The organism is Pseudomonas sp. Marseille-QA0892 (assembly GCF_054950135.1).
Genome location: NZ_CM143104.1, coordinates 352,379 through 375,307, shown reverse-complemented (window position 1 = coordinate 375,307; position 22,929 = coordinate 352,379). Strand labels below are relative to the sequence as shown.

Below are 22,929 nucleotides of genomic sequence, written 5' to 3'. Positions count from 1 at the left end.
TCCATCTGCTTCTAGCAAATGGACTTTCTGGCCACCTCATCGGGGTTTTGCCAGCATCTCGCAAGGCCTTTTGCGCCTGCTCGCCAACAGCAATGCTGCTAAAGAAACGTACGGGCATCTATTCCGTACCCGCAGGGTCTTTCCTCTCCCCCACGCCAAAGACACAGCTTCAGCTGTCATGCGCACAGCTGCCGCCGGCAATACATCTCGGAGGCCCGTAACACGAGGCCCGACAAACGCCCCTGCTTTGCAGCAGGAAAATCCGAGCGCCACTCCCAACACATTTGCGTATTGCAGCACTTGAGGACTGCTGCAACGTCACAGCCTGAGCATTTCCTAAATGTCAGCACAAAATTTAAAACAGCACTCCGATGAACCGCGCTTCCTCCGCCTGCCCGAGGTTGAATTAGCGGTAGGTAAAAAGCGATCAACAATATATCGCGACATAGCCGCAGGAAAATTCCCAGCACCATATGATCTGGGCAGCTGCAGAACGGTTGGCTGGCTCAGCACGGAGATATCTGCCTGGATTCTGAGCCGCCCGCGTGTGCAGCTCCGCGCCTCGATTTCGACGGAGTGCGAGCAATGAGCAACGAAATAACGCGCGCTATCTGGAAACTCCACGGGATCCCCGCCACTACCAAATTCGTGTTCATCTCACTGGGCGACCAGGCAGATAAAAACGGGCGCTGCTGGCCATCTATACGTCACACAGCCACACGTACGGGCCTCTCTGAGCGAACCGTTCAGAACGCGATTGCGTGGCTGGTAGATGCGGGGCTAGTCACCAGAAAACTCCGACATGGCCGCTCCTCAATGCTGAGCGTGCACCCTGCAGGATATTCACCACGCAGCACTAACGACTACGCAGCTGAGGACAAACCAGCTGCCAATCCTCTCGCCCGCCCCACGCAGGCAGTGCACCCGCACCCCGCAGCAGCTTCACTCATAACTCCCATAGAACCATCAGGTAACCCCAAAACAGCTACAGCGCTCTCCGTCACGGCAATACAGGAGAACACCAATACGACAGTAGCCAGGCCTGGGCCGAGATCCACAAATAGCAAAACCTATCTCACCTGGCGTCAGTACGCTGAGGCCTATATCGGGCGCTATGGGGTGTGGCCTGTCTGGAATGGCAAAGCGGCTGGGCAGATTAGTCACCTGATCGACCGACTTGGTCCCGATGAGGCCCCGCCAGTCGCTGCGTTCTACATCGCGATCAATGACGCACGGATTCTGAACAACTGCCACAGCCTGAGCGACCTGCTGGCACGAGCGGAGTCCTACCGAACCCAGTGGGCAACTGGACAGCAGATAAATTCGACTACAGCTAGACAAATGGAGGCAACCCAGGCAAACCTCAATTCAGCGGAGATGGCCAGCCGTATATTCCAAGGGGGAGATCAAAATGCTTTCCTCTGAACAGCAAGCAGCGCTGGCATCCGCCATCTGCGCAACCGCTGAAGCGCTTGGTCAGACGATCAGCCCGACTACCGCGAGAATTTTCGCTCAGGATCTCGTCAAATATCCTGCCGAGGAAATTCGAAGTGCTCTGCTCGCGTGCCGCCGCACATTGACGGGTAGGCTGACCCTTGCGGCAATACAACAACAGCTCTACGAACTGGACGGTAGGCCTGAACCGAACGAAGCATGGGCAATAGCCGTGATAGCGGTAGATGAGGAAAACAGCGTTGTCCTCACAGAGGAAATTCTGCTCGCATTGGGTGTAGCTCGCCCAGTGCTCAGCACAGGGGACCCAGTAGGTGCTAGGATGACGTTCCTGAGCACCTATCAACGCCTAGTAGCTAATAGCCGCAGTCAGGTAGCTCCTGTCAAATGGCTGCTAAGCCAAGGATATGCCGCAGACCGTAGACAGATGGCTATTTCAGATGCTGTGCGTCTAGGTCGTATAGAACCAACCATTGCCGGCCGCTTGGCTCTGCAGCTAGCGCATACTCCTGAATCGCACGCTCAATTGTTCGGTCCTCTAACCAAGACGGACTCATTAACTTCGCTACAGCCCAACCACGACGCTAGCAGACACCTGGAATCTCTTCTAAAAATACTGAAAAAGCCAAAAACGCTGCGGGCTTTCCAGCAATAGCTTTTCATACATGAGAAAGGACGAGGCGCGTTAAGGGCCCTGCCCTTCCAGCACAATACAAGGAAGTATGGTCTGTCTCGGGCCAATCACGCCTTTTACTGGATGCAGGGCTTAGCCACACTCCTGCTGGCGAAAAGGTTCGCGATGGGGCGGCTATATTGCCGCATCTGCGCTACATCAGAGGCTGCCGACAGAAGAATTGAGCACCCTTGCATTAGCTCCATCGGGCACTTCCAGCTTGATGGCAGCGGCGATAGGCCGTGCAGCGACGAAGTAAAGCACAGCCTCGTCCAGCTCCGAACGGCGGCTGGGTAGCAGGAACCCTGACCTGATCAAGGCTCGATCGCGTCTAAACGGTTACACTACCGGCACGACAAGGTTGAATATTATGGCTAGTAGCGAACATCTGAAGGCGCTTCTGCGCTCACACGTCAAAGGAGATGATGCCCACTTCTTGTCCGTCGCAATGCAGCTGGCGGCACATGAAGCAAAACAAGGGCATGGAAAGCTTGCGGAGGATCTGCGGGCCATCATCGACTCGGCCAAAAAAAACCGCATGCCCTCAAGCTCACCGGTTCCGATCGGTCAGCCACGGGGAGATCTGGGCAACCTGCTGTCCGCCGTACTTCCGCGCACTCGGTTTGCGGAGATGATCCTGGATGAAGCCACACACAACCGTTTGGCTCGGATCATCAATGAGCAACGGAACTTCGAGAAGATTCGCGCTCACGGCTTGTCGCCACGTCGTAAGCTTCTACTTGTTGGTCCGCCCGGTACTGGCAAGACCATGACTGCCTCCGCGCTCGCTGGCGAACTAGGCATTCCCCTCTACGTAGTTCGCCTAGACAGCCTCATCACCAAGTTCATGGGTGAGACTGCGTCGAAGCTTCGCCAGATCTTCGATGCTATCCGTGATACTCGCGGGATCTACTTCTTTGACGAGTTTGATGCGATTGGCTCACAGCGCGGCCTGGCCAACGACGTAGGCGAGATCCGCCGAGTCCTGAACAGCTTCCTCCAGATGATCGAACAGGATCATTCCAATAGCCTGATCATCGCGGCCACCAACCACCCGGAAATTCTCGACTACGCCTTGTTCCGCCGCTTCGATGATGTTATCGAATACGGGCTGCCTAACCATGAACAAACTAAAGCGGTGCTAAGGAACCGGCTAGCTAATTTCTCGAAGCCGACTCGTAGTTGGGACAAGCTCTGCAAGGTTGCAGAGGGCCTCAGCTATGCAGAGCTGGCAAGGGCAGCGGACGATGCGATTAAAGACGCGATCATTCAAGACCGCACACAGGTCGACATCAAGGATGTGGAAAAGCATCTTGAGGAGCGCAAGGCTTTCCATGGGCGACAACGCTCTTAAGGTAGTAGAGCTTCTCGATGACAGAACCAAAGGTAGGACAGCGACTACACTTTCACTTCAAGGGAACGGGACAGCAAGAAAGGTTTCGCTCCACAGCGTCCGCGAGCAGGGAACCACGCTTCCCACAACAAGACCGCACCACGCACGGCGCGGCCCTGCTTGGCCAGTTGCGATATGTTGGCGAGCAGATGACCGAGGCCGTCAATGTTCAGCGTCAATCTGGCCGAGATAGTGGCTTCGGCCTACAGATCGAATTCAGAAGCTTCCCCGAATTCGAATTGGCCTTTGAGGGACTTGCACGCGGAGCTCAGCGTATCGAGCTTCTCAATTTGCGCCGTGACCGCGAAACCCAAACTGACATGGCGACGGTTTTCGTCCCCGACGGTCAGCTAAAAGCCTTCGAGAGCCTCATTCGCCAGTACCTAGAGGTGAACACCTCCAAAGGGCAGCCGCGAAACGCTCCGCTGCTCAACCCGATTCAAGAAATCCGGTTCGCTGCGTTCAGTGCACTCTGGACCGATGATCCCGCAGTGCTTCCTGAGAACGATACAGACATGATCTGGTGGGAGTTTTGGTTGCCGGTTCGTGAAGACCGAGAGGCCGTACTCAACCGCTTCCGCGCCATCGTAGAAAGCTCTGGCTTCATTACTTCTGACAAGACTCTACACTTTCCTGAACGCACGGTGCTAAACGTCTTTGGCTCGAAAGCGGCAATTACCCAATCAATTCTACTCCTCAACGAAGTCGCGGAAATCCGGAGGGCGAAGGAAACCGCTGAGTTCTTTGATGCCCTGCCCCCAACAGAGCAGCGCCAATGGGTCGACGAGCTGCTCGCGCGAACAACCGCGGGTCAAGATGACAGTGTCCGCGTCTGCCTCCTCGACACCGGAGTAAACCCAGGGCATCCACTTTTGGCCCCACACATTGGCCGCAACGATCTACACAGCGTTGACCCAGCATGGGGAGTCCAAGACAACGTAGGCCACGGCACCGGTCTGGCGGGCCTCGCCCTTTATGGCGATCTTGTTGATCCACTGTTGTCGCAAAGCCTCATCAATATCCGGCATCGGGTCGAGTCGGTGAAGCTTCTGCCGGCCGCTGCGGGCAACCAGAAAGAGCCCTATGGCGCCCTCACTATGTCTGCAGTTGGCTTGCCGGAAATCGCCCGGCCAGATGTGAATCGGATATTCAGCATGGCTATTACGAGTACCGATGATCGTGATCGAGGGCGCCCCTCTGCATGGTCTGCTGCAGTAGATGGCTTAGCTTCAGATGTTCTCGGCGAGCGGAAAAATCCGCGTTTGATCGTAGTGTCGGCCGGCAACGCAGACCAGAATCAAACGTTGAACTACCCCGACAGCAACACTACCGACGGTATTCATGACCCGGGCCAATCCTGGAACGCGATCTGCGTGGGGGCGTACACGCAAAAAGCCGTCATTGATCCTCCTAATGCCACACTTCAGCCAGTGGCTCCGGCAGGAAGCTTGAGTCCATACAGCACCACTTCGTTGACCTGGCAGCGCACGTCCTGGCCGCTCAAACCCGATGTAGTATTTGAGGGCGGGAATCTGGTAAAGGATCATTTAGCCGCCTACAACTATCCGTCCGTCTCTCTACTCACGACCTCCCACACTCCAGCTGCGCGACTGTTTGATCTCACCAAAGCCACCAGCGCGGCTTCCGCACTGGCAGCTCGCATGGCTGCACAGATCTTAGCTATGTACCCCGTCTTTTGGCCGGAGACCATTCGGGCGCTGATGGTTCACTCTGCTGAGTGGACCGACCGCATGAAGCATGACTTCCTGGGCGCAGGATCGAAAGCCGACTACGAGCGACTGGTAAAAATTTGTGGCTTCGGAGTACCCGATCTGGGGCGAGCACTGTGGAGTGCCGGTGATTCGCTAACCTTGATCGTTGAGGACGAGCTGCAGCCGTTCATGAAGCCTGTCAAAGGCACTCCCACGGCTCGCGACATGCATCTTCACGATCTGCCATGGCCAAAACAAGAACTCCTTGATTTGGGAAATATTAACGTAGAGATGCGAGTGACACTCTCCTACTTCGTTGAGCCCAATCCAGGGGTAGTTGAACGCGGCATCAAAGGTCGCTACCGATATGAGTCTCACGGACTTCGTTTCGATGTCAGCCGTCCTACCGAAGAGAAGGCCCAATTCCGGCAGCGCATCAACAAGCGCGCACGTGACGAGGAGGAAGGTACCTACCAGGGCGGTGGATCAGATCCAAATTGGCTGTTGGGTACCCAGACTCGCCATAGAGGGTCGCTGCACTCAGATATCTGGCGCGGCACTGCCGCAGAACTGGCAGACCGGGGCATGATCGGTATCTATCCAGCCCTTGGCTGGTGGAAGACCCTGTTGAAGCAAGAACGCTACAACGATCGAGTCCGATACAGCCTTGTCGTGTCAATTAAAACCGAGCAAATTGACATCGACCTCTATGCTGCGATACAGAACGAGATCGCAGCCAGAACAGCGATTATGAACACTGTGTAAGTAAACTTAGGTAGTTCAATCATGCCCGCCCACGCTGGCATGATTGGAAAAAGGTACGTCAGGGCGTATCTTGCGTCCTGAAGCACACAGCCATTTTTCGTACCATCCATATTGCTAGCAGCTGAGACCTGATATGACTTGAAAATTCATATCGAACCATACACAGCACCTGCTAGCGATGCTGCCAGATTACTCCATATAGCGCCCAAAATTATCGGGGCAACTTCAGCGGAAAATATCCCCCGCCACTGAAGCTACCGCAGATGATTTCGGCGAACCGACGTAGCGGTAAAGCGTTGTTCGAGAAACGCCATACCGTCGAGCTACATCGGTTACCTGTATCTCAGGATCTCTGAGAAGAGCTCGTATCTCACGTACCTGACGATCATCCAGCACAGGCTTGCGCCCACCTTTTCTCCCACGGGCACGAGCCGCAGCCAGTCCTGCACGGGTTCGCTCTCGAATGAGGTTGCGCTCGAACTCAGCCAGGGCCGCGAATACATGAAATATCAGCTTGCCGGCAGCGCTGGTGGTTTCAATTCGTTCGGTTATGGACTCGAAGGCCACCCCTTCCCGCTCCAAGCTACTGACAATCCCAACCAAGTCAGGCAAAGAACGACCGAGGCGGTCCAGTCGCCAGACAACCAGAGTGTCACCACTACGCAGAGCTTTGAGGCAATGCTCCAGCTCCGGCCTATCCACTGACTTCCCGCTAATGGTCTCTTCGTAAACCACGGAGCACCCAGCCAGGGCAAGTGCATCTCGCTGCAGGTCGAGATTCTGATCATCAGTCGAAACTCGGGCGTACCCAATCCGCTTTCCCATACGTTTTTCTCACACTGATTTTGGTACGGGAAAAATGACAGGAAAGTGGTGAATCCCAAGCCCAAAAGATCATCTGGAATAGGCGTGCCATAAACGACCGTTTATGGGATGAATGCGCTCGTTAATTTCAGGCGCTAAACGCGACCGAAAACGAACCCCAGGATATTTTTTCTCGCTCAGCATTTCCTTTAGCAGCTCAGCACCTGAGCTGAATGGAGGAATGACCATGAAGCAGAGTTTCTACTCACATTTTGATCGTGACTTGGCCAAGGCCGGTTCGGCAATTCTTAGGGAGGCAGTCCGGCGCGGGCTTCTCAGCCAGCACGAGGCCATGATCCACGATCAGCAATGGGCGCAGTTTAGTGTTTATGCCAACGAGTCTCATGAGATAGACATCTTGGAGCTCGTTAATAAAAAACTGGTGAGGGAGTACGGGGAAGAGCTCTACATCCAGGCATACCAAGGGAACCTTCCGCAGCAAAACGTAACCGCTCTGCTTGAGACTGTACATTCAGTAATGAGCTTCGCGTGTGATGGACGCTGGAAAGGCTCAGCGGCTGATATTGGTAGCCGGCTAGGCTTCCCAAGCCATGCACGGATTACGGTACCTCGCGGTCTTGACCGAACCAGGTTTGAAGCCGCGATGGTAGATATTCAGGCTCTCCACTCAGAGCAGCTAGCAACATTGATCAGGTTGGTTCGATACCTCGGCATGTCACTGGTAGACGCTTTTTTCTTCGACGCAGAAGATGCTCACAAAGAAGCCGAGGCAGAAAACATCTTTTATGCGTTCAGCAGAGATAAGCGTGAGCATCGGATCATTAATATTTCTGATCCTGAGCAAATTGTTATTTTGTATAAGGCCGCAGCATTTCAAAAACTACAGGGCAGCAGGTGCCCGAAGCCTGTAGCTTGGCGTACATGGAAATCTAAGAACCTACCTGCAGCGCAAGAGCTTTTACTTTCTCACGGACTAAACATCGATGACTGTCGCGCAGCATATGCCTGCGAGCTATACCAGCGGTCGTCTGGTCACCATGCCCCGATTCTTGGGGGAAAAGCACCCGACGATGAGGATCTGGAGGCTCGGAATGACGTCGCCTACGAGTTAGGGTATTTGCGTATTTGGGAAACTGATGCGTACGTCGGTGCCAGAGCCCGCATGCGGGAAAAGCCCCCAGGCACCGGTCGCAAAACCGTCACACAGTAGATTTGGGATTCGATCAAAAGCCCCTAACCTTGGTATACCTCGAATCAAAGGAGTAAGGGCATGGATCGTTTTGAGCTGCTTGTATATGCCGTACTTGCCGTCGTCAGTGCGCTGACCATCGCAGGCGCTATTGGCTACATAATCGCAGCGCGTCTGGACCAAAAGCGTGGCGACGACTGAGTATTCAGCGGTACGGCCAGTTACCTGCTACAAACTGCCCCGCTGCCTCTTTTGGCAGCGGGTGCCGATCCAAATCCAACGGCATGGCACCCTACCGTTGCGATACGCAGTATTCCCAAGCCTGTGAGGTCATGGGATAACTTCGGAAGGGCTGTTAGTTTCGGCACCATAGCGTGAGTAACGCGCCGAAGCGTTTAGATCAGCTACATGCGAGCACGCCATGTGGCGAGCTAGCTTGCCCAGCACGATGAACTTGTGCGCCGACTCGCTGACAACAGCTGATCTTGGGTTTTCATAAAGCTACCGGAGAGTGTCTATCGACCTCATATATCCGGAGCACAAGCATGGAATTTCGTCACCTCGGTAACGGGCAATACTTCCCACCTATTGCACCAAACGGTCGGGTTTACGCTGTACCTGTTGGGCAGGAAACCCAGGTAGAAATTTTTTGCCTGACGTCAGTAGGCATCATCGGCGCAGGCATCCAATTGCACTGGTTAGAAATCATTGGTTGTTACTACGACGACGAAACATGGGAGATCATCCCGCGCAATTACTTGGGGCGAGGAATGCGCTTCCGCAGAGGCCTATTCTGCATCATGGTGATCGCAGGCAACGAGGCCCTCACGACACACATCCAGAGTTACCCTATCCCCATGTGCGTAATGAACCGCATTGCATTCGAACAGCAGCGTGGCAGTGAGTGATAGTGCGTTACTGCTACCACCCGCTAAGCGACACGGGTACCAGCTAGGCCGCCACCTACCAAAGATTATTTTATGAAAGTGAAGCCTTTCACTACTAATACCGATCACAGTTGGCCGACTGACTTGGTCGTAAACGTCACTGCTAATAGCAAATACGGCTTGCGAACCTCGCCTGCAAGAGCCTGCTGGCTGACAGCGAGTAGGTTTAGCGCACTACACTGCTTATAGCCTGCACCCGACGTCTGTCCCGACCAAGCGCAGCAGCATGTCTCGCCGGACTTCACTGCTGATATGAGAAAGCCCCGTCAGGACACGCTGCACGGGGCTTTCGGGTATTGAAGTCGGTTCAGATCCGCTTGGCACTGCTTATAGTGTGCTTAACCTCTACTCCTCCGAGCAGAGGTCGCCATGATCAAGCGCTTGATATCTAGACAGCTTTTTCTCATAGGCGACCAACGTCCGACGCAGCTGACGATTCTCACTGGCGATGCTGCGAATCCCAGCCAGACGTTCCTCAACCTGTAAAACGAGGCCGCGGTAAGGAGATTTCACAAACTCAAACGAGGAAGCCGGGTATTTATGTTTGCCGTTGCCTTTGGGAATAGTCAGGGGCGCGAACTTGTTTTTTTGCCCCTGCAGTGGCACCAGTCTGCACCAGTAGATCGAGTATGCGTTCGGGCTCGTTTGCTTGATTGACACAGCAGCCACGACGGATTTGACCCCGGTCTTTTTGTATATTTTCATGGAAGCATCCATATAGCTTGCGGCCAGGCATCTCGCGTCCGCAAGCAGCTGCTCGTACTGCTGATCCAGCAGGGTGACTATCGTCTGTGCTTGTTTACTCATTGGTCAATGCTCTCTTCGCTGTAAGAGCCGAAATGGTGACTGATCGCTGAGCCCCCGGGATTTGATTTCAGACCGTTCTACCGGCGGAAATCTACCGAAAGTGGGTGGACTGCCTCACACCGTTATCCTACCTCGCGTCCGATGATCGACGGATGAGGACATGTCAGTCGCAGAAAAACATAACGTGCAAAGAATGCACAATAGGTGACGACGTCAGCCTTTACCCTGAGCGGATGAAGATCAACATGTTAAAAGCAGATGATAGCGAGCGGGCGTGTATTACTGCCTAGCTGCGACTGGCCGGCTTCTGCCAGTTACGACGGGCAGCTACCGGCCAAAAGCGGTCAGTCGCCTTTGGCTGACTGTCACTTCACACATGAGCATCTGGCAATTAGCAACAGCCAGTGCGCGCTCCAGCAGCTGGCTCGAATAGCCCTTCGACGAGATTACAGGTGGATACCGTCGATCCGAGGCAGGTTGATTCGCAAGTGCCTGACATAGCGAGTAGCTGAGCCCGTATACCCTGAAGGTTCGCAACCTTCACCTCGATAGCCGCCAGGTGTTTTTTTACAACCGCCAAGGCGTCTCCGCACAGATTGCTGGTATCTGCTGCTAGCGTGATCAACTCGCGAATATCTTCAAGCGGAAAACCTAGCTCTCGGTTTTGCCGAATGAAAATCAAACGTGATCTGTGGATGTCCGTGTAGATCCTATGCTTGCCGGCGGAGCGATGAGCTGGAGGTAGCAGCCCGATTTTCTCGTAATACCGAATCGTTTCAATATGGCAGCCAGTAGATTTGGATAGTGCGCCAATGCCTGCCATGCATGTTTCTCCAAGCAGTCGTTGATTCTGTAGTGGCTACAGATATTACCCTGAACGATTGAAATTAACCGCGACGCAAAGGGCTTGGCGTGAACAGAGATCTACTTGAAGAAAATCAAATTCCTATCTATTTCATCGCCGTCATCGGCGCAGCCATCGGGGGGCTGCTGGCCCCACATGCCGCTCAGGGTCTAGGCATACTGGTGACGCCAGCCATCGCCGTACTGATGTACGCGATGTTCTTGCAGATCCCTTTTCTCGATATCCGGCAGGGCCTGCGTGATCGGCACTTCATGGCTGCTTTGTTGATCGCAAACTTTGTGCTGATCCCTCTGCTGGTGTTGGTCATGACGAGAGGGCTCGCTGAGCATCCAGCACTACTCATCGGCGCTTTACTGGTGCTGCTCACCCCCTGCATCGATTACGTTGTGGTCTTCACCCATATCGGGAAAGGAGACTCCAGGCTGACGCTGGCAGCGACGCCCGTGCTACTTCTCCTTCAGCTCGTGCTGCTGCCCGTTTACCTCGCGTTTATGCTGGGTGGCGAATCGGCAGTGGTCATTTCCATCGCGCCTTTCATTGAGGCTTTCCTAGTTTTGATTGTGCTGCCGTTGGTACTGGCTGTAGTCACCTCCGCAACAGCAAAACGGTCACGTCTGGTTACTGGATGGAACAGCGCTTGGGCGTGGATGCCGGTTCCGGCCATGGCAGCCGTGCTGATCGTAGTGATCGCTTCGCAGATCACTAACGTGGTTCAAGACATCGAAAATCTGCTGCCCGTAATTCCCGTTTACATCGGTTTCATGCTGTTGGCGCCTGTGGTCGGAGCCTTAACTGCCAGGTTCTTCCGATTGCCCGCTACAACCGCTCGGTCAGTGACATTCAGCACCTCGACCCGTAATTCTCTTGTCGTACTGCCCCTCGCACTGGCGCTCCCTGAGGACGTGAGGGCACTTGCCGCTGCCGCTGTTATCACGCAAACCCTTGTAGAGTTGGTCAGCGAGCTGATTTACATCCGGGTCATTCCGAAGCTCGTATGGCGTAAGAAGTAATCACCCTGACTTGTTGGGCTCGTTGTTTCCCGAGCCCTTCAGCGGCTTTTAGACGGGGCGCAGCCTTGTAAAGGCGAGGTCAGCTCTGCTGCTCTGCGGCTGTCATTTACCCATATAGTCGCAACGCCACCGGGCTATCTGATTCTCCGGCTGAGTTCGTGCTCGCAAATCAATTCTTGATATGTGAATATGCGCATATCCGACTTTTCATTTATACAGGCGCGCCATGTTGACTCCATCTGAAGCCTTCAAATGCCTTGGCGACGAAACCCGCGCGCGGGCCACCCTGCTAATTGCCGAGCATGGGGAGCTTTGCGTATGTGAACTGATGTGCGCCCTCGAAGATAATCAATCCAAGATCAGTCGCCATCTGGCACAACTGCGCAGCGCCGGTCTGTTGCTAGATCGTCGCCAGGGGCAGTGGGTCTATTACCGACTCAATCCCAATCTTCCGCAATGGATCCGTGAGGTGCTCGGTGCTACGGCAAGCGGCAACGTCACCTGGATGGCGGAAAGCACCTCTCGACTGAAGAAGATGGTTGGGCGCCCTGAACGTGCCGCCAGCTGCTGCTGAGAAGTCTGAGGAGCCCGCCATGCTAATAGCCGCCGCCGTATTTCTCTTCACGCTCATCCTCGTAATCTGGCAGCCCAAAGGTCTGGGTGTCGGCTGGAGCGCGAGCATGGGTGCAGCTCTTGCTCTTGCAGTAGGCGCTGTATCGCTGGCGGACATTCCCACTGTCTGGGCGGTGGTGTGGAACGCGACTGGCGCCTTCATCGCGATCATCATCATCAGCCTCCTGCTCGATGAAGCAGGATTCTTCGAGTGGGCTGCGCTGCACGTGGCGCGCTGGGCCAACGGTAGCGGGCCTCGACTGTTCGCATTTATCGTGCTCTTGGGGGCTGCTGTGTCAGCCCTGTTCGCGAACGACGGCGCGGCGCTTATCCTCACTCCCATCGTCATCTCATTGCTGGTGGCACTGCGTTTCTCACCGGGAGCCACACTGGCATTCGTCATGGCGGCAGGCTTCATTGCCGACACTGCCAGCCTGCCGCTCGTGGTATCGAACCTGGTGAACATCGTCTCAGCCGACTTCTTCCAGCTGGGGTTTGCCGAATATGCGTCGGTTATGGTGCCCGTGACGGTGATCAGCGTGGCAGCGACGCTGCTGGTGCTATTTCTCTACTTCCGCCTTGATGTTCCAGCGACCTATTCCCTGGCCAACCTCAAGGCGCCGAAGGCTGCTATTCGAGACCACACTACCTTCGTCTTCGGGTGGTGGATTTTAGGTCTTCTTCTGGTTGGGCTGTTTTTGCTGGAGCCGATGGGGGTGCCGGTCAGTGCAGTGGCGGCGGTTTGTGCGGCGATTCTCTTCACTGTCGCTGCGCGTGGACACGTCATCTCGACTCGCCGCGTGTTGCGTGATGCCCCCTGGCAAATCGTGGTGTTCTCTCTGGGTATGTACCTGGTGGTCTACGGGCTGAGCAACGCAGGTCTGACTGACTACCTGACGAGCATCCTCGACCGGTTTGCCGAACAAGGCGTTTGGGCCGCTGCGCTTGGAGCCGGACTTGTATCGGCGCTGCTGTCATCAGTGATGAACAACATGCCCAGCGTGCTCATTGGCGCACTTGCCATCGGGGCAAGCGACAGCAGCGGTGTAGTGCGCGAGGCGATGATCTACGCCAATGTCATCGGTTGCGACCTCGGGCCGAAAATCACGCCGATAGGCAGCCTGGCCACGCTGCTTTGGCTTCACGTACTTCAGCGTAAAGGCATCCGCATCACCTGGGGCTACTACTTCAAAGTCGGTGCCTTGCTCACCTTTCCGGTTCTTCTTATCACCCTATCGACATTGGCCATGCGCCTGAGCCTTTGACGTCGCCAACGGCGACAGGAGCAAGTATGCGAGTGCTTTTCATGTGTACGGCCAACAGCTGCCGAAGCATCCTGTCAGAGGCGATGTTCAATCACATCGCACCTGATGGGTTTGTTGCTGTGAGTGCAGGCAGCTTTCCAAAGGGCCAGGTCTTGCCCCGCAGCCTCACCACTCTCAAGCGTGCAGGAATTTCCATCGAGGGGCTCAGCAGCAAGGGTAATGATGCTTTTGAATCGAGCCCTCCCGATATAGTCATCACCGTCTGTGACAAAGCTGCCGGGGAGGCTTGCCCTGTCTATTTCGGGCCAGCGCTAAAAACTCACTGGGGCCTGGAAGATCCATCCGAAGTGTCCGGTGACGAGGCTACTGTCGATGCGGCATTCGATGCCACGCTGGCTCAGATAGAAAAGCGATGCCGAGCCTTTCTTGATCTACCCATCGACACTCTGGCTCGTGACGATCTGAAGCGCGAATTGGATCGCATCGGCAACCTGTGAACGGAGCCCTCATACCCACCGATCTTCCTAATCTCGACCAGAAGCTGGTTGCGACGTTGCGCTCACGCGATGACCAGCACGTGCGCAAACCAAGAATCCTGCTGCTTTACGGCTCGACCCGTGAACGCTCTTTCAGCCGCCTGCTGGTGGAAGAGTCTGCGCGCCTGCTCGATTACTTTGGTGCAGAAACGCGAATCTTCGACCCTTCGGGCTTGCCTCTTCCTGATGACGCACCGGTAGAGCACCCGAAGGTGCAGGAGCTACGTGATCTAGTACTCTGGTCTGAGGGCCAGGTTTGGTGTTCGCCGGAGCGCCATGGTGCTATGTCGGCAGTATTCAAGGCGCAAATCGACTGGATTCCACTGGCTCTGGGTGCAATCCGACCGAGCCAGGGCAAGACGCTTGCCGTGATGCAGGTGTGCGGCGGCTCCCAATCCTTCAACGTGGTCAATCAACTGCGCGTGCTCGGACGCTGGATGCGTATGTTCACCATTCCGAACCAGTCATCAGTGGCCAAGGCCCACATGGAGTTCGACGCCGCCGGACGCATGAAACCATCTGCCTATTACGACCGCGTCGTCGATGTAATGGAGGAACTGGTCAAATTCACCCTCTTGCTGCGCGATCAGACAGAATTTCTAGTGGATCGCTACTCGGAGCGCAAAGAGTCGGCTGAAGAACTGTCCGCTCGCGTCAATCAGGGCAGTATTTGACGGGCCCTGTGACAATCGTAAACAGAGTGGTGACTCGTCCAATAGAAACTTCTCGCTTGATGCTTGCTTGAATGGCAGCTTTTGGCCGTTAGCGGCCACTCAGACTGTAGCGTCTGCTAGCTTCAGATATGGCTGACTTGCCGGCCTGGCGGAAGGAAGCGTTGAATAGTTAAATCGCAACAGCGCGCTACTTCTTTAGCAGCCTCAAGCCGTTAAGCACTACCAAAAGGCTCACACCGACATCAGCGAACACCGCCATCCACATCGTTGCCCAACCCGCAAGCGTGAACGCCAGGAAGATCGCCTTGATACCAATGGCGAACGCGATGTTTTGCTTGAGGATCGCGGCCGTATTACGCGACAGTTGCACGAACGCCGGCAGCTTACGCAGGTCATCATCCATGATCGCCACGTCAGCCGTTTCGATGGCCGTGCCAGTACCGGCGGCTGCCATGGCAAAGCCGATCTCCGCCCGGGCCAGCGCGGGCGCATCATTGATGCCATCACCGACCATCCCCACGACATGTCCACGGGCCTGCAAATCGCGGATCGCAGCCAGCTTGTCCTCCGGCAGCAAATTGCCGCGAACCTCATCCATGCCGACTTGCCGGGCAATGGCTTCGCCAGTGTGTGCGTTATCGCCGGTAAGCATCGTGGTCTTGATCCCGAGTTGGTGCAGATCTTCGATTGCCGCCTGACTCGACGCCTTGACCGTATCGGCCACGGCGAACAGCGCGATGACCCGACGGACCGTCGCCAGCGCCACAACCGTCTTGCCCTGGCGCTCGAGAGTAGTCATCGCAACGTCGAGCTCCGCGCTGCCGAGTTGCAGCTCACCGATCAGCAGTTGATTACCTAGGTAGTACGACTCAGCGGCTACGACACCGCGCACACCACGGCCTGGCAGGGCTTCGAACTCCTCGACCGGCAATGCAGCCGAGCTGCTTAGCCCCGCGTGCTTGGCGATCGCTTGCGAAACGGGGTGGTCGGAACGTCCCGCCAGGCTGGCGGCGAGCACTTGCACGTCGGTACCTGGCAGTTCCACCAATATCTGCTGATCGGTCTGCACCGGTTTGCCGTAAGTCACGGTGCCGGTCTTGTCCAACGCGATGAAGCTGAGTTTGGCGCCGCTTTCCAGATACACGCCGCCCTTGATCAGAATGCCTTTGCGCGCCGCGGCAGCTAGGCCACTGACGATGGAAACGGGGGTCGAGATAACCAATGCACAGGGACATGCCACGACTAGCAACACTAGCGCGCGATAGATCCATTCCGTCCAAAAGCCGCCCATCAAAAGCGGCGGCAGTACCGCAACGGCCAGTGCGAAGAAGAACACAGCCGGCGTATAGACCTTGGCGAATCGATCCACGAAGCGCTGGGTCGGCGCCCGCGAGTTCTGCGCCTCCTCCACTGCGTGGGTGATCCGAGCCAGCGTCGTATTACCCGCTTCGGCCATGACGCGGTACTCGAACGAGCCGTTCTCATTGATGGTGCCGGCAAAGACCTGATCGCCCACGGTCTTCTCCACCGGCAGGCTTTCTCCGGTGATCGGAGCCTGATTCACCGCTGAGCTGCCGCTCTGAATTTCGCCATCCAGGCCGATACGCTCGCCAGGACGCACTCGCACCTCTGCGCCGAGCGGCACGCGCTTGACGTCCATATCCAGCCAGCTGCCGTCAGCCTGGCGCACGGTCGCCCGCTCCGGCGTGAGATCCATCAGGCTCTTGATCGCATTGCGCGCCCGATCCAGCGAGCGCGCCTCGACCAACTCGGCAACGGTAAATAGGAACATCACCATGGCCGCTTCCGGCCATTGGCCGATCAGCACGGCGCCGGTCACAGCAATGCTCATCAGCGCGTTGATGTTCAGGTTGAAGTTCTTAAGCGAGATCCAGCCCTTTTTGTAGGTGCTCGGCCCGCACAACAGGATGGCCATCAGCGCCACAGCCGCCACCACCCACTCCGGCGCGGCGCCCGTGAAATGCAATACTTCGGCCCCGACGGCGGAAATACCAGAAAGTCCCAGCATCCATTTGGTGCGGGTTTTCAACGTGCCGTGTTCATGACGTTCCGGGGCATCCCCATCCGGAACCTTCTCGCTCGCCTCTGTAACACGATCCGCCTGCATACCAAGGCTTGCCACGGCGCGCTGAATAACACGAGTGTCCGGCAGGTCATGCCAGACATCCAGCGTCCGGTTTATGGTGTTGAATTCCAGCTTGTGAATGCCATCGAGTTGGGCCAGCTTGGCCTCGATCGTGGTCTGTTCGGAGGGGCAGCACATTTGCGCGATATGAAAACGATCGGCCTCGCGAGCGAACGCAACGCTGTCTAGAGCGTGATCACTCACTGGGGAAGAATGCGCCTCCGCCATGTCTGGCTCGGTCAGCTGATAGAGAATAGCGGCCTCTTCGCTGCAACCGGCCTCACCTGAGCAACACGCCGCTTTTTTATTTACGGCAGCTTCGGTCTTGGCCGGAGCGCAACAGGAAAGCGTTGGCTCTGACACTCCGGCAGCAGCGATATCCGCACCGGGTTTGCTGAGCAAGTAGAGCAAATTAGATACGGGACGTGACGCATCAGTATGGGGAGCGCAACACCCTTTATCGTCACTCGACTTAGCGGTACCGGAACGACAAGCACCGGGTGCCGAGCCCGCCAGAGCCTGAGGATCAACGGCATATTGGCCCGCGTTTGAAGCCTTCGGATCAAAGACCTCGGTACCGGTCTTGTCCTTCGGACCTTTCTTGCCGCCGCAGCAATTGCTCATGGAGCCGCTCCCAATAAGGTGATGAGCTTCAGTGAACACCCTATAGCTAATAGAGGGTCAAGCCATTCTCAGCGATTTTGTGCGACTTCAGTCTTGATCAGGTCGTACAGCGGCTGAGCGCCGAACTGCGTAAGTGGACGGCCATTCACGAAGAACATCGGCGTCCCTCTCACACCCAACCGCTGGGCGTCAGCCGTATCTTTTTCAAGAGCAGCCGTGATGTCAGGCGACATCATCTGTTCACGGGCTTTTTCGACATCCAACCCCGCCTGCTCGGCGGCGTCCCACGCGGCGATAATCTGTGGATCATCATGCCAGGCGGGTTGAGCATCCAGAACCGCTTCGATGACCGGCACAAACAGGTTCTGCTTGCGGGCCGCCTCGATGAGACGAGAGGCCTCTTCGGAACCAGGATGATTGAGCACATAGCGCAGTACGAGACGCGTGTCTTCCGGATGCTTTGCCATCATCGATTTGACGATAGGATAAAAAGCCCGGCAGGCCTCGCACGATGGATCGAAGAATTCCACGATCGTCACGCTCGCCGCTGCGGGCCCGAAACTGGGAGAGTGAAAACGTACCAAGTTCGATTTATCCACAGCCGGAGTGGATGGGTTCGGCGCCGCGGTGCCTTGGTAGATGGGCGCGTCACTCTGTAGATAAACATAGGCCGCCCCCGCGAACGCGAGACCTGAAAGGATCAGGATAAGAACGGTCAGGAAGCGTTTACTCATGCGGCTAGTCTCCGGCGAACGACTAACAGAATAATGACGATCAGGCTGAATGCGCCCAGCGATAAAAGAGGCAACGGCAGGCTCCTTAGGATGGTCATGCTGGCGCCTGAACAGGACGGCCCCATACCGCAGGGTTTGATGGCCTCAGGAATGATCTTGAAATAAAGCAGGTTGTGATAAAGCGCGACCGCCCAACCAAGCGCAGCCACTGCCAGCGCATAGGGCCATACACCGGCGTCGCTTCGATAGCAGGCAACACCTAGCATCGGCACGAGTGGAAACATGAACGCGCGCTGGAACCAGCACAAGTTGCAAGGTGCCTGCCCCATCACCTCACCCACGAATAACACGGCAAAACTTGCGATCAGCGCCAGCACCCACGCTTGGAGCAAAAGGGGCCAGCAATTTGCCTTTCGATGAACCATGAACACATATCCTGGCGTCAATGATCTGCTGGCGATTACCAGTAAAGGCGCGTAAAATGAGGCTTCTAGCAGCTATAAGGTCAAGTCAGATGGCTTCGACGACGTACACAGTAGGTGCATTGGCTAAAGCCACAGATACGAAGGCCGTCACCATTCGTTATTACGAGCAAATGGGCCTCCTGTTCCCGGCCGGACGCTCTGCATCCGGGTACCGGATTTACACCGACCTCGAGCGCAATCGATTACTGTTCATTCGGCGTAGCCGGTCATTGGGATTTAGCGTGGAAGACGTCCGAGAGTTACTGAGTCTTGCTGATCGCCGAGAAGCGCCCTGCGCAGCAGTAGATGCCAAGGTCCTTGAACATCTGGAAGCGGTGCGTAGCCGGATCACGGATCTACAAGGGCTGGAAGCCGAACTGCAGCGGCTCACGTCTTGCTGCCAAGGAGGGGTAATCGAGGACTGCCGGATCATCGAATCGCTATCACCCTCTTTGACGCAATAACGTGCAAATAGCGGATCGATCCTGTATCGACAGAGTCAATCCGCGCGAAACAATCAATTATTGCCAATGCGCCTTGCATTCGGCATGGCACTGACGGAACCGAGCTTTTCCTCGTGAATCCGTTCCAGCTCATGGCGCTCTCGGTCTTCCTTTAGCTCCTGCTGTTTGGCACGAAATTCTTCGTTCATGCGCAAGGAACGTTCGCTGCCATCCTCGGCCAGCGTCATGGAGGAGATAGCCATCAGACTTAAGATCGTGACGGTGCGAAATAGATTCATGGATGACTCCAGAGACTCAGGGGGGAAGTGGCGGATGCTGTTCATCCGCGGTCAGGCATCACTTTAAGAAGCGGGCGCTGACGGCCCCGTGAGCGCCAGATTACGTTCCTGTTAGTTGTGCCAGATGAGCCTAGAGGGGATGGCAATGAGAAAAGCCGAGCACCGCTTCATTGCCTGCCAATAATCGTGCTTTTGTAGGAGCCAGCTTGCTGGCGATCCGTTTTTAAAAGCGTCGCCAGCAAGCTGGCTCCTACAAAGAGCGTTAACGCGGGATGCAACAGACTGACTGGTGATCCTGGCCTTCGCGACGGGCGCTGACTGACATCAGTGCGCGCCCTCTTCTGCTTCCGTCTTCTTCGTGCGACGTTGCAGCGCCGTGTGATAGAGCGCGGGCAGCACCAGCAACGTCAACGCCGTAGAAGACAGGATGCCGCCGATGACCACCGTCGCCAGGGGCCGCTGAACCTCCGCACCAGTGCCCGTCGCCAGAGCCATCGGCACAAAGCCGAGCGAGGCGACGAGCGCGGTCATCAGCACCGGTCGCAACCGCACCAGCGCGCCCTCGCGCACCGCCACGGACAGCGGGCGCCCCTCCTCCAGCAACCCCCGAATGAAGGCAATCATCACCAGGCCGTTGAGTACCGCCACGCCCGACAAGGCGATGAAGCCAACCCCGGCGGAGATCGAGAGCGGAATATCCCGCAACCACAGCGCCACGACGCCACCGGTCAGCGCGAACGGTATGCCCGTGAACACCACCAACCCGTCGCGCAGCGTGTTGAACATCATGAACAGCAGCACGAAGACCAGCAGCAAGGCGACCGGAACCACGAGCTGCAAACGCTCGGCGGCGGCCTGCAACTGCTCGAACTGGCCCCCCCAGGTCGTCCAGTAGCCCGTAGGGATCGGATTGCGCTCGGCCAGCGCCGCCGAGGCGTCCTCGACGAAGCTGCCGATATCGCGACCACGGACGTTGGCGCTCACCACTACCAGGCGCTTGCCATCTTCCCGACTGACCTGATTCGGCCCCAGTACGAAGTCCAGCGTGGCGATGTCGGCCAGCGGGATGAAGTCGATACGATCGCTGACTGCGCCGGCGATCGCAGGAACGGGAATCGGCAGGCGCGCCAATACGTCCGGATCGGTCCGCAGCGTGTCGGACAGTCGGACGACGATATCGAAACGGCGATCGCCTTCGAAGAACGTCCCCGCCTCGCGACCGCCAATGGCTGCCGCGACCGTGTCCTGCACATCACCGACGTTGAGCCCAAAGCGCGCCGCCTTGTCACGATCCACGTTGACGCTCAACAACGGTAGACCGGTCGTCTGCTCCACCTTCACCTCGGAGGCACCGGGCACGTCCTGCAGGATCTCGGCAACCTCGGCGGCCGTCTTGTTCAGCACGTCCATGTCGTCACCGAACACCTTCACGGCGACGTCGCTGCGCACACCGGAAATCAACTCGTTGAAGCGCAACTGGATCGGTTGAGACATCTCGTAGTTGCTGCCCGGTACCGATGCCGCAGCCTTCTGGATGTCTTCAATGAGCTGCTCGCGGGATTTGCCCGGGTCCGGCCATTCCTCCTTCGGTTTGAGCATCACGTAGCTGTCGGAAATGTTCGGCGGCATCGGGTCCGCCGCGATTTCGGCAGTACCGGTTCGTGCGAAGGTTCTCTTGACCTCAGGTACCTGCTCGGCGATGGCTTTTTCCAAGCGCTGCTGCATATCCACGGACTGGGACAAACTTGTCCCCGGCACTCGCAGCGCCTGCAGGGCGAAGTCCCCTTCGCTCAGGCTCGGCACAAACTCGCTTCCCATCCGCGTCGCCAGCAGAGCCGACAGCAGCACCGCGGCAATAGCCCCGCCGAACACCAGCGGACGGTGCCGCATCACCCAGTCCAGCACCGGTGCGTAACCGTTACGCGCCGCGCGCATCAGACGATTATCCTTCTCTTGCACTTTGCCCGTGACGAACAGCGCGATGGCTGCCGGCACGAAGGTGACGGAAAGAATCATAGCGCCCAGCAATGCGATCACTACCGTGAACGCCATCGGATGGAACATTTTCCCTTCGACGCCGGTGAGCGCGAAGATCGGCAGATAGACCACCATGATGATCAACTGGCCGTAGATCAGCGGCCTCCGTGCTTCGCGCGCGGCGGCGAACACCTCGTGGAATCGCTCGCTGCGGGTAAGCACGCGGCCGTGTTTTTCCTGGGCGTGGGCCAGGCGGCGGATCGCATTTTCGACGATTACGACCGCGCCATCGACAATGATGCCGAAGTCGAGCGCCCCCAGGCTCATGAGGTTGGCGCTGACCTTGTTTGCCGCCATGCCACTGAAGGTTAACAGCATCGACAGCGGGATGACCATCGCGGTGATGAGCGCCGCCCGCAGGTTGCCGAGAAAGAGGAAGAGCACCGCGATCACCAGGATCGCGCCCTCGATCAGGTTCTTGCGCACCGTTGCGATGGCCTTGTCCACGAGGTCCGTCCGGTCATAGACCGTGATGGCGCTCACTCCCTTGGGCAGGTTCTGGTTGATCGCTTCCAGCCGCTGGGCGACTGCCTGCGAGACGCTGCGGCTGTTTTCGCCAACCAGCATGAAGGCCGTGCCGAGCACGACTTCCCGGCCGTTGTCGGTCGCGGCACCCGAGCGCAGTTCGCGACCGATTCCCACCTCGGCGATATCGCGGATGCGCACAGGTGTACCGCCGACATTGCTCAGCACGATATTGGCGATGTCCTCCGGGGAACCGAGCTGGCCAGGCGTGCGGATCGACAGCTGCTCGCCACTGCGCTCGATGAAGCCCGCGCCGACGTTGGCGTTGTTGCGCTCGAGCGCGAGCACCAGCTGTTCGAGCGTGATGCGGTACGCCGCCATGCGTTTGGGATCCGGCGCAACCTGGTATTCCTTAGCGAAGCCCCCAATCGTGTTGATCTCGGCAACGCCGCGTACGTTGCGCAGCTGCGGCTTTATGATCCAGTCCTGGATCTCGCGCAGGTCAGTCGGCGTATACGGCTGACCATCGGGGCGCCGCGCCTCCGGCTCGGCCTCGACCGTCCAGAGGAAGATTTCACCCAGCCCCGTCGAGATGGGGCCGAGGTCGACTTCCGCGCCCGGGGGTAACTCGTTGCTTGCGCTTTGCAGCCGCTCGCTCACCAGCTGCCGAGCGAAGTAGAGATCGGTGCCATCCTCGAAGATCACGGTGACCTGCGCGAACCCCGAGCGCGACAGCGAGCGTGTCTGGCGCAAGTGCGGCAAGCCGGCCATCGCCGTCTCGATGGGGTAGGTTACGCGCTGCTCGGTCTCCAGTGGCGATGCCCCCGGAACGGACGCGTTGATCTGGACCTGTACGTTGGTGATATCCGGCGTGGCGTCGATCGGGAGGAGCTGATAGCTGTAGACCCCGACGCCTGCCATGCCTAGCACCGCAAGCAGCACCAGCCAGCGCTGCTCGATGGCGAAACGAAGAATGCGTTCGAACATGAGAA

21 protein-coding genes are annotated in these 22,929 nt (G+C 57.0%); 13 read left to right on the top strand and 8 right to left on the bottom strand.

Features of this window, described 5'->3' with window-relative positions; genetic code table 11:
• The first annotated feature begins 340 nt into the window (after positions 1–340).
• From ACY8D3_RS01600 to ACY8D3_RS01580, 5 genes are all read left to right on the top strand, one after another.
• Positions 341–589, top strand: coding sequence for a helix-turn-helix transcriptional regulator (locus ACY8D3_RS01600; RefSeq protein ID WP_143511266.1), 249 nt, complete (start codon positions 341–343; stop codon positions 587–589).
• Positions 586–1,425 carry a helix-turn-helix domain-containing protein gene (locus ACY8D3_RS01595; protein WP_462381271.1) on the top strand — a complete coding sequence of 280 codons (840 nt, stop codon included), beginning with the start codon at positions 586–588 and terminating at the stop codon, positions 1,423–1,425. The genes ACY8D3_RS01600 and ACY8D3_RS01595 overlap by 4 nt, the downstream gene beginning before the upstream one ends.
• The gene (locus tag ACY8D3_RS01590; RefSeq protein ID WP_462381270.1) at positions 1,412–2,107 is read left to right on the top strand and encodes a hypothetical protein; all 696 of its coding nucleotides are present in this window, start codon (positions 1,412–1,414) and stop codon (positions 2,105–2,107) included. Before ACY8D3_RS01595 ends, ACY8D3_RS01590 begins: the two co-directional genes overlap by 14 nt.
• A gap of 388 nt (positions 2,108–2,495) precedes the next feature.
• Positions 2,496–3,479 carry an AAA family ATPase gene (locus tag ACY8D3_RS01585; RefSeq protein WP_462381269.1) on the top strand — a complete coding sequence of 328 codons (984 nt, stop codon included), beginning with the start codon at positions 2,496–2,498 and terminating at the stop codon, positions 3,477–3,479.
• 17 nt (positions 3,480–3,496) lie between these two features.
• A complete protein-coding gene (locus tag ACY8D3_RS01580; protein WP_462381268.1) occupies positions 3,497–5,995 on the top strand; it encodes a S8 family peptidase in 2,499 nt (832 codons plus the stop codon).
• A 225-nt stretch (positions 5,996–6,220) separates the two neighbouring features.
• Here the strand turns inward: ACY8D3_RS01580 and ACY8D3_RS01575 are convergent, their stop codons facing one another.
• Positions 6,221–6,820: a recombinase family protein gene (locus ACY8D3_RS01575; protein ID WP_462381266.1), complete on the bottom strand. Its 600-nt coding sequence runs from the start codon at positions 6,818–6,820 to the stop codon at positions 6,221–6,223.
• Positions 6,821–7,046: 226 nt separating this feature from the next.
• Here ACY8D3_RS01575 and ACY8D3_RS01570 point away from each other — a divergent pair, with 226 nt between their 5' ends.
• Both ACY8D3_RS01570 and ACY8D3_RS01565 read left to right on the top strand, forming a co-directional pair.
• Positions 7,047–8,030 (top strand): integrase, encoded by a 984-nt coding sequence (locus tag ACY8D3_RS01570; RefSeq protein WP_462381265.1) that lies wholly within the window; start codon positions 7,047–7,049, stop codon positions 8,028–8,030.
• Positions 8,031–8,554: 524 nt separating this feature from the next.
• Complete coding sequence (locus tag ACY8D3_RS01565) at positions 8,555–8,917, top strand: hypothetical protein (RefSeq protein ID WP_462381263.1); 363 nt, start codon at positions 8,555–8,557, stop codon at positions 8,915–8,917.
• Positions 8,918–9,301: 384 nt separating this feature from the next.
• On the opposite strand, the gene mobI is transcribed toward ACY8D3_RS01565, so the two are convergent.
• Positions 9,302–9,763, bottom strand: coding sequence for a conjugative transfer protein MobI(A/C) (mobI, locus tag ACY8D3_RS01560; protein WP_462381261.1), 462 nt, complete (start codon positions 9,761–9,763; stop codon positions 9,302–9,304).
• 391 nt (positions 9,764–10,154) lie between these two features.
• The gene (locus ACY8D3_RS01555) at positions 10,155–10,586 is read right to left on the bottom strand and encodes a MerR family transcriptional regulator (RefSeq protein WP_462381259.1); all 432 of its coding nucleotides are present in this window, start codon (positions 10,584–10,586) and stop codon (positions 10,155–10,157) included.
• Positions 10,587–10,675: 89 nt separating this feature from the next.
• Here ACY8D3_RS01555 and ACY8D3_RS01550 point away from each other — a divergent pair, with 89 nt between their 5' ends.
• From ACY8D3_RS01550 to arsH, 5 genes are all read left to right on the top strand, one after another.
• Positions 10,676–11,638 (top strand): bile acid:sodium symporter, encoded by a 963-nt coding sequence (locus ACY8D3_RS01550; RefSeq protein WP_462381257.1) that lies wholly within the window; start codon positions 10,676–10,678, stop codon positions 11,636–11,638.
• Between the two features lie 226 nt (positions 11,639–11,864).
• Positions 11,865–12,212, top strand: coding sequence for a metalloregulator ArsR/SmtB family transcription factor (locus ACY8D3_RS01545; RefSeq protein ID WP_462381256.1), 348 nt, complete (start codon positions 11,865–11,867; stop codon positions 12,210–12,212).
• A 19-nt stretch (positions 12,213–12,231) separates the two neighbouring features.
• Positions 12,232–13,515 carry an arsenic transporter gene (locus tag ACY8D3_RS01540; protein WP_462381254.1) on the top strand — a complete coding sequence of 428 codons (1,284 nt, stop codon included), beginning with the start codon at positions 12,232–12,234 and terminating at the stop codon, positions 13,513–13,515.
• A gap of 26 nt (positions 13,516–13,541) precedes the next feature.
• Entirely contained in the window at positions 13,542–14,012 is a 471-nt protein-coding gene (locus tag ACY8D3_RS01535) for an arsenate reductase ArsC (RefSeq protein ID WP_462381253.1), read from the top strand.
• An 11-nt stretch (positions 14,013–14,023) separates the two neighbouring features.
• Positions 14,024–14,725, top strand: coding sequence for an arsenical resistance protein ArsH (gene arsH, locus ACY8D3_RS01530; RefSeq protein WP_462384184.1), 702 nt, complete (start codon positions 14,024–14,026; stop codon positions 14,723–14,725).
• 187 nt (positions 14,726–14,912) lie between these two features.
• On the opposite strand, the gene ACY8D3_RS01525 is transcribed toward arsH, so the two are convergent.
• From ACY8D3_RS01525 to ACY8D3_RS01515, 3 genes are all read right to left on the bottom strand, one after another.
• Positions 14,913–17,009 (bottom strand): heavy metal translocating P-type ATPase, encoded by a 2,097-nt coding sequence (locus ACY8D3_RS01525; RefSeq protein WP_462384182.1) that lies wholly within the window; start codon positions 17,007–17,009, stop codon positions 14,913–14,915.
• A 554-nt stretch (positions 17,010–17,563) separates the two neighbouring features.
• Positions 17,564–18,229: a DsbA family protein gene (locus ACY8D3_RS01520; protein WP_462381251.1), complete on the bottom strand. Its 666-nt coding sequence runs from the start codon at positions 18,227–18,229 to the stop codon at positions 17,564–17,566.
• A complete protein-coding gene (locus tag ACY8D3_RS01515) occupies positions 18,226–18,654 on the bottom strand; it encodes a disulfide bond formation protein B (RefSeq protein ID WP_462384180.1) in 429 nt (142 codons plus the stop codon). The genes ACY8D3_RS01520 and ACY8D3_RS01515 overlap by 4 nt, the downstream gene beginning before the upstream one ends.
• An 89-nt stretch (positions 18,655–18,743) precedes the next feature.
• Here ACY8D3_RS01515 and ACY8D3_RS01510 point away from each other — a divergent pair, with 89 nt between their 5' ends.
• Complete coding sequence (locus tag ACY8D3_RS01510) at positions 18,744–19,157, top strand: MerR family transcriptional regulator (protein WP_462381250.1); 414 nt, start codon at positions 18,744–18,746, stop codon at positions 19,155–19,157.
• A gap of 53 nt (positions 19,158–19,210) precedes the next feature.
• On the opposite strand, the gene ACY8D3_RS01505 is transcribed toward ACY8D3_RS01510, so the two are convergent.
• Together ACY8D3_RS01505 and ACY8D3_RS01500 are read right to left on the bottom strand one after the other, a co-directional pair.
• On the bottom strand, positions 19,211–19,435 hold the full coding sequence (locus ACY8D3_RS01505; RefSeq protein WP_462381248.1) for a co-regulatory protein PtrA N-terminal domain-containing protein: 225 nt from the start codon (positions 19,433–19,435) through the stop codon (positions 19,211–19,213).
• 324 nt (positions 19,436–19,759) lie between these two features.
• Positions 19,760–22,924 (bottom strand): CusA/CzcA family heavy metal efflux RND transporter, encoded by a 3,165-nt coding sequence (locus tag ACY8D3_RS01500; protein WP_462381246.1) that lies wholly within the window; start codon positions 22,922–22,924, stop codon positions 19,760–19,762.
• Between the last annotated feature and the right edge of the window lie 5 nt (positions 22,925–22,929).

Bases quoted from the DNA above. Each gene is read 5' to 3' on its own strand.
- ACY8D3_RS01575 (WP_462381266.1), bottom strand. From the start codon at position 6,820: ATGGGAAAGCGGATTGGGTACGCCCGAGTTTCGACTGATGATCAGAAT.
- ACY8D3_RS01540 (WP_462381254.1), top strand. From the start codon at position 12,232: ATGCTAATAGCCGCCGCCGTATTTCTCTTCACGCTCATCCTCGTAATC.
- ACY8D3_RS01565 (WP_462381263.1), top strand. From the start codon at position 8,555: ATGGAATTTCGTCACCTCGGTAACGGGCAATACTTCCCACCTATTGCA.
- mobI (WP_462381261.1), bottom strand. From the start codon at position 9,763: ATGAGTAAACAAGCACAGACGATAGTCACCCTGCTGGATCAGCAGTAC.
- ACY8D3_RS01580 (WP_462381268.1), top strand. From the start codon at position 3,497: ATGACAGAACCAAAGGTAGGACAGCGACTACACTTTCACTTCAAGGGA.
- ACY8D3_RS01505 (WP_462381248.1), bottom strand. From the start codon at position 19,435: ATGAATCTATTTCGCACCGTCACGATCTTAAGTCTGATGGCTATCTCC.
- ACY8D3_RS01520 (WP_462381251.1), bottom strand. From the start codon at position 18,229: ATGAGTAAACGCTTCCTGACCGTTCTTATCCTGATCCTTTCAGGTCTC.
- ACY8D3_RS01595 (WP_462381271.1), top strand. From the start codon at position 586: ATGAGCAACGAAATAACGCGCGCTATCTGGAAACTCCACGGGATCCCC.
- ACY8D3_RS01545 (WP_462381256.1), top strand. From the start codon at position 11,865: ATGTTGACTCCATCTGAAGCCTTCAAATGCCTTGGCGACGAAACCCGC.
- ACY8D3_RS01590 (WP_462381270.1), top strand. From the start codon at position 1,412: ATGCTTTCCTCTGAACAGCAAGCAGCGCTGGCATCCGCCATCTGCGCA.
- ACY8D3_RS01515 (WP_462384180.1), bottom strand. From the start codon at position 18,654: ATGGTTCATCGAAAGGCAAATTGCTGGCCCCTTTTGCTCCAAGCGTGG.
- ACY8D3_RS01570 (WP_462381265.1), top strand. From the start codon at position 7,047: ATGAAGCAGAGTTTCTACTCACATTTTGATCGTGACTTGGCCAAGGCC.
- ACY8D3_RS01600 (WP_143511266.1), top strand. From the start codon at position 341: ATGTCAGCACAAAATTTAAAACAGCACTCCGATGAACCGCGCTTCCTC.
- ACY8D3_RS01510 (WP_462381250.1), top strand. From the start codon at position 18,744: ATGGCTTCGACGACGTACACAGTAGGTGCATTGGCTAAAGCCACAGAT.
- ACY8D3_RS01500 (WP_462381246.1), bottom strand. From the start codon at position 22,924: ATGTTCGAACGCATTCTTCGTTTCGCCATCGAGCAGCGCTGGCTGGTG.
- ACY8D3_RS01585 (WP_462381269.1), top strand. From the start codon at position 2,496: ATGGCTAGTAGCGAACATCTGAAGGCGCTTCTGCGCTCACACGTCAAA.
- ACY8D3_RS01535 (WP_462381253.1), top strand. From the start codon at position 13,542: ATGCGAGTGCTTTTCATGTGTACGGCCAACAGCTGCCGAAGCATCCTG.
- ACY8D3_RS01555 (WP_462381259.1), bottom strand. From the start codon at position 10,586: ATGGCAGGCATTGGCGCACTATCCAAATCTACTGGCTGCCATATTGAA.
- ACY8D3_RS01525 (WP_462384182.1), bottom strand. From the start codon at position 17,009: ATGTGCTGCCCCTCCGAACAGACCACGATCGAGGCCAAGCTGGCCCAA.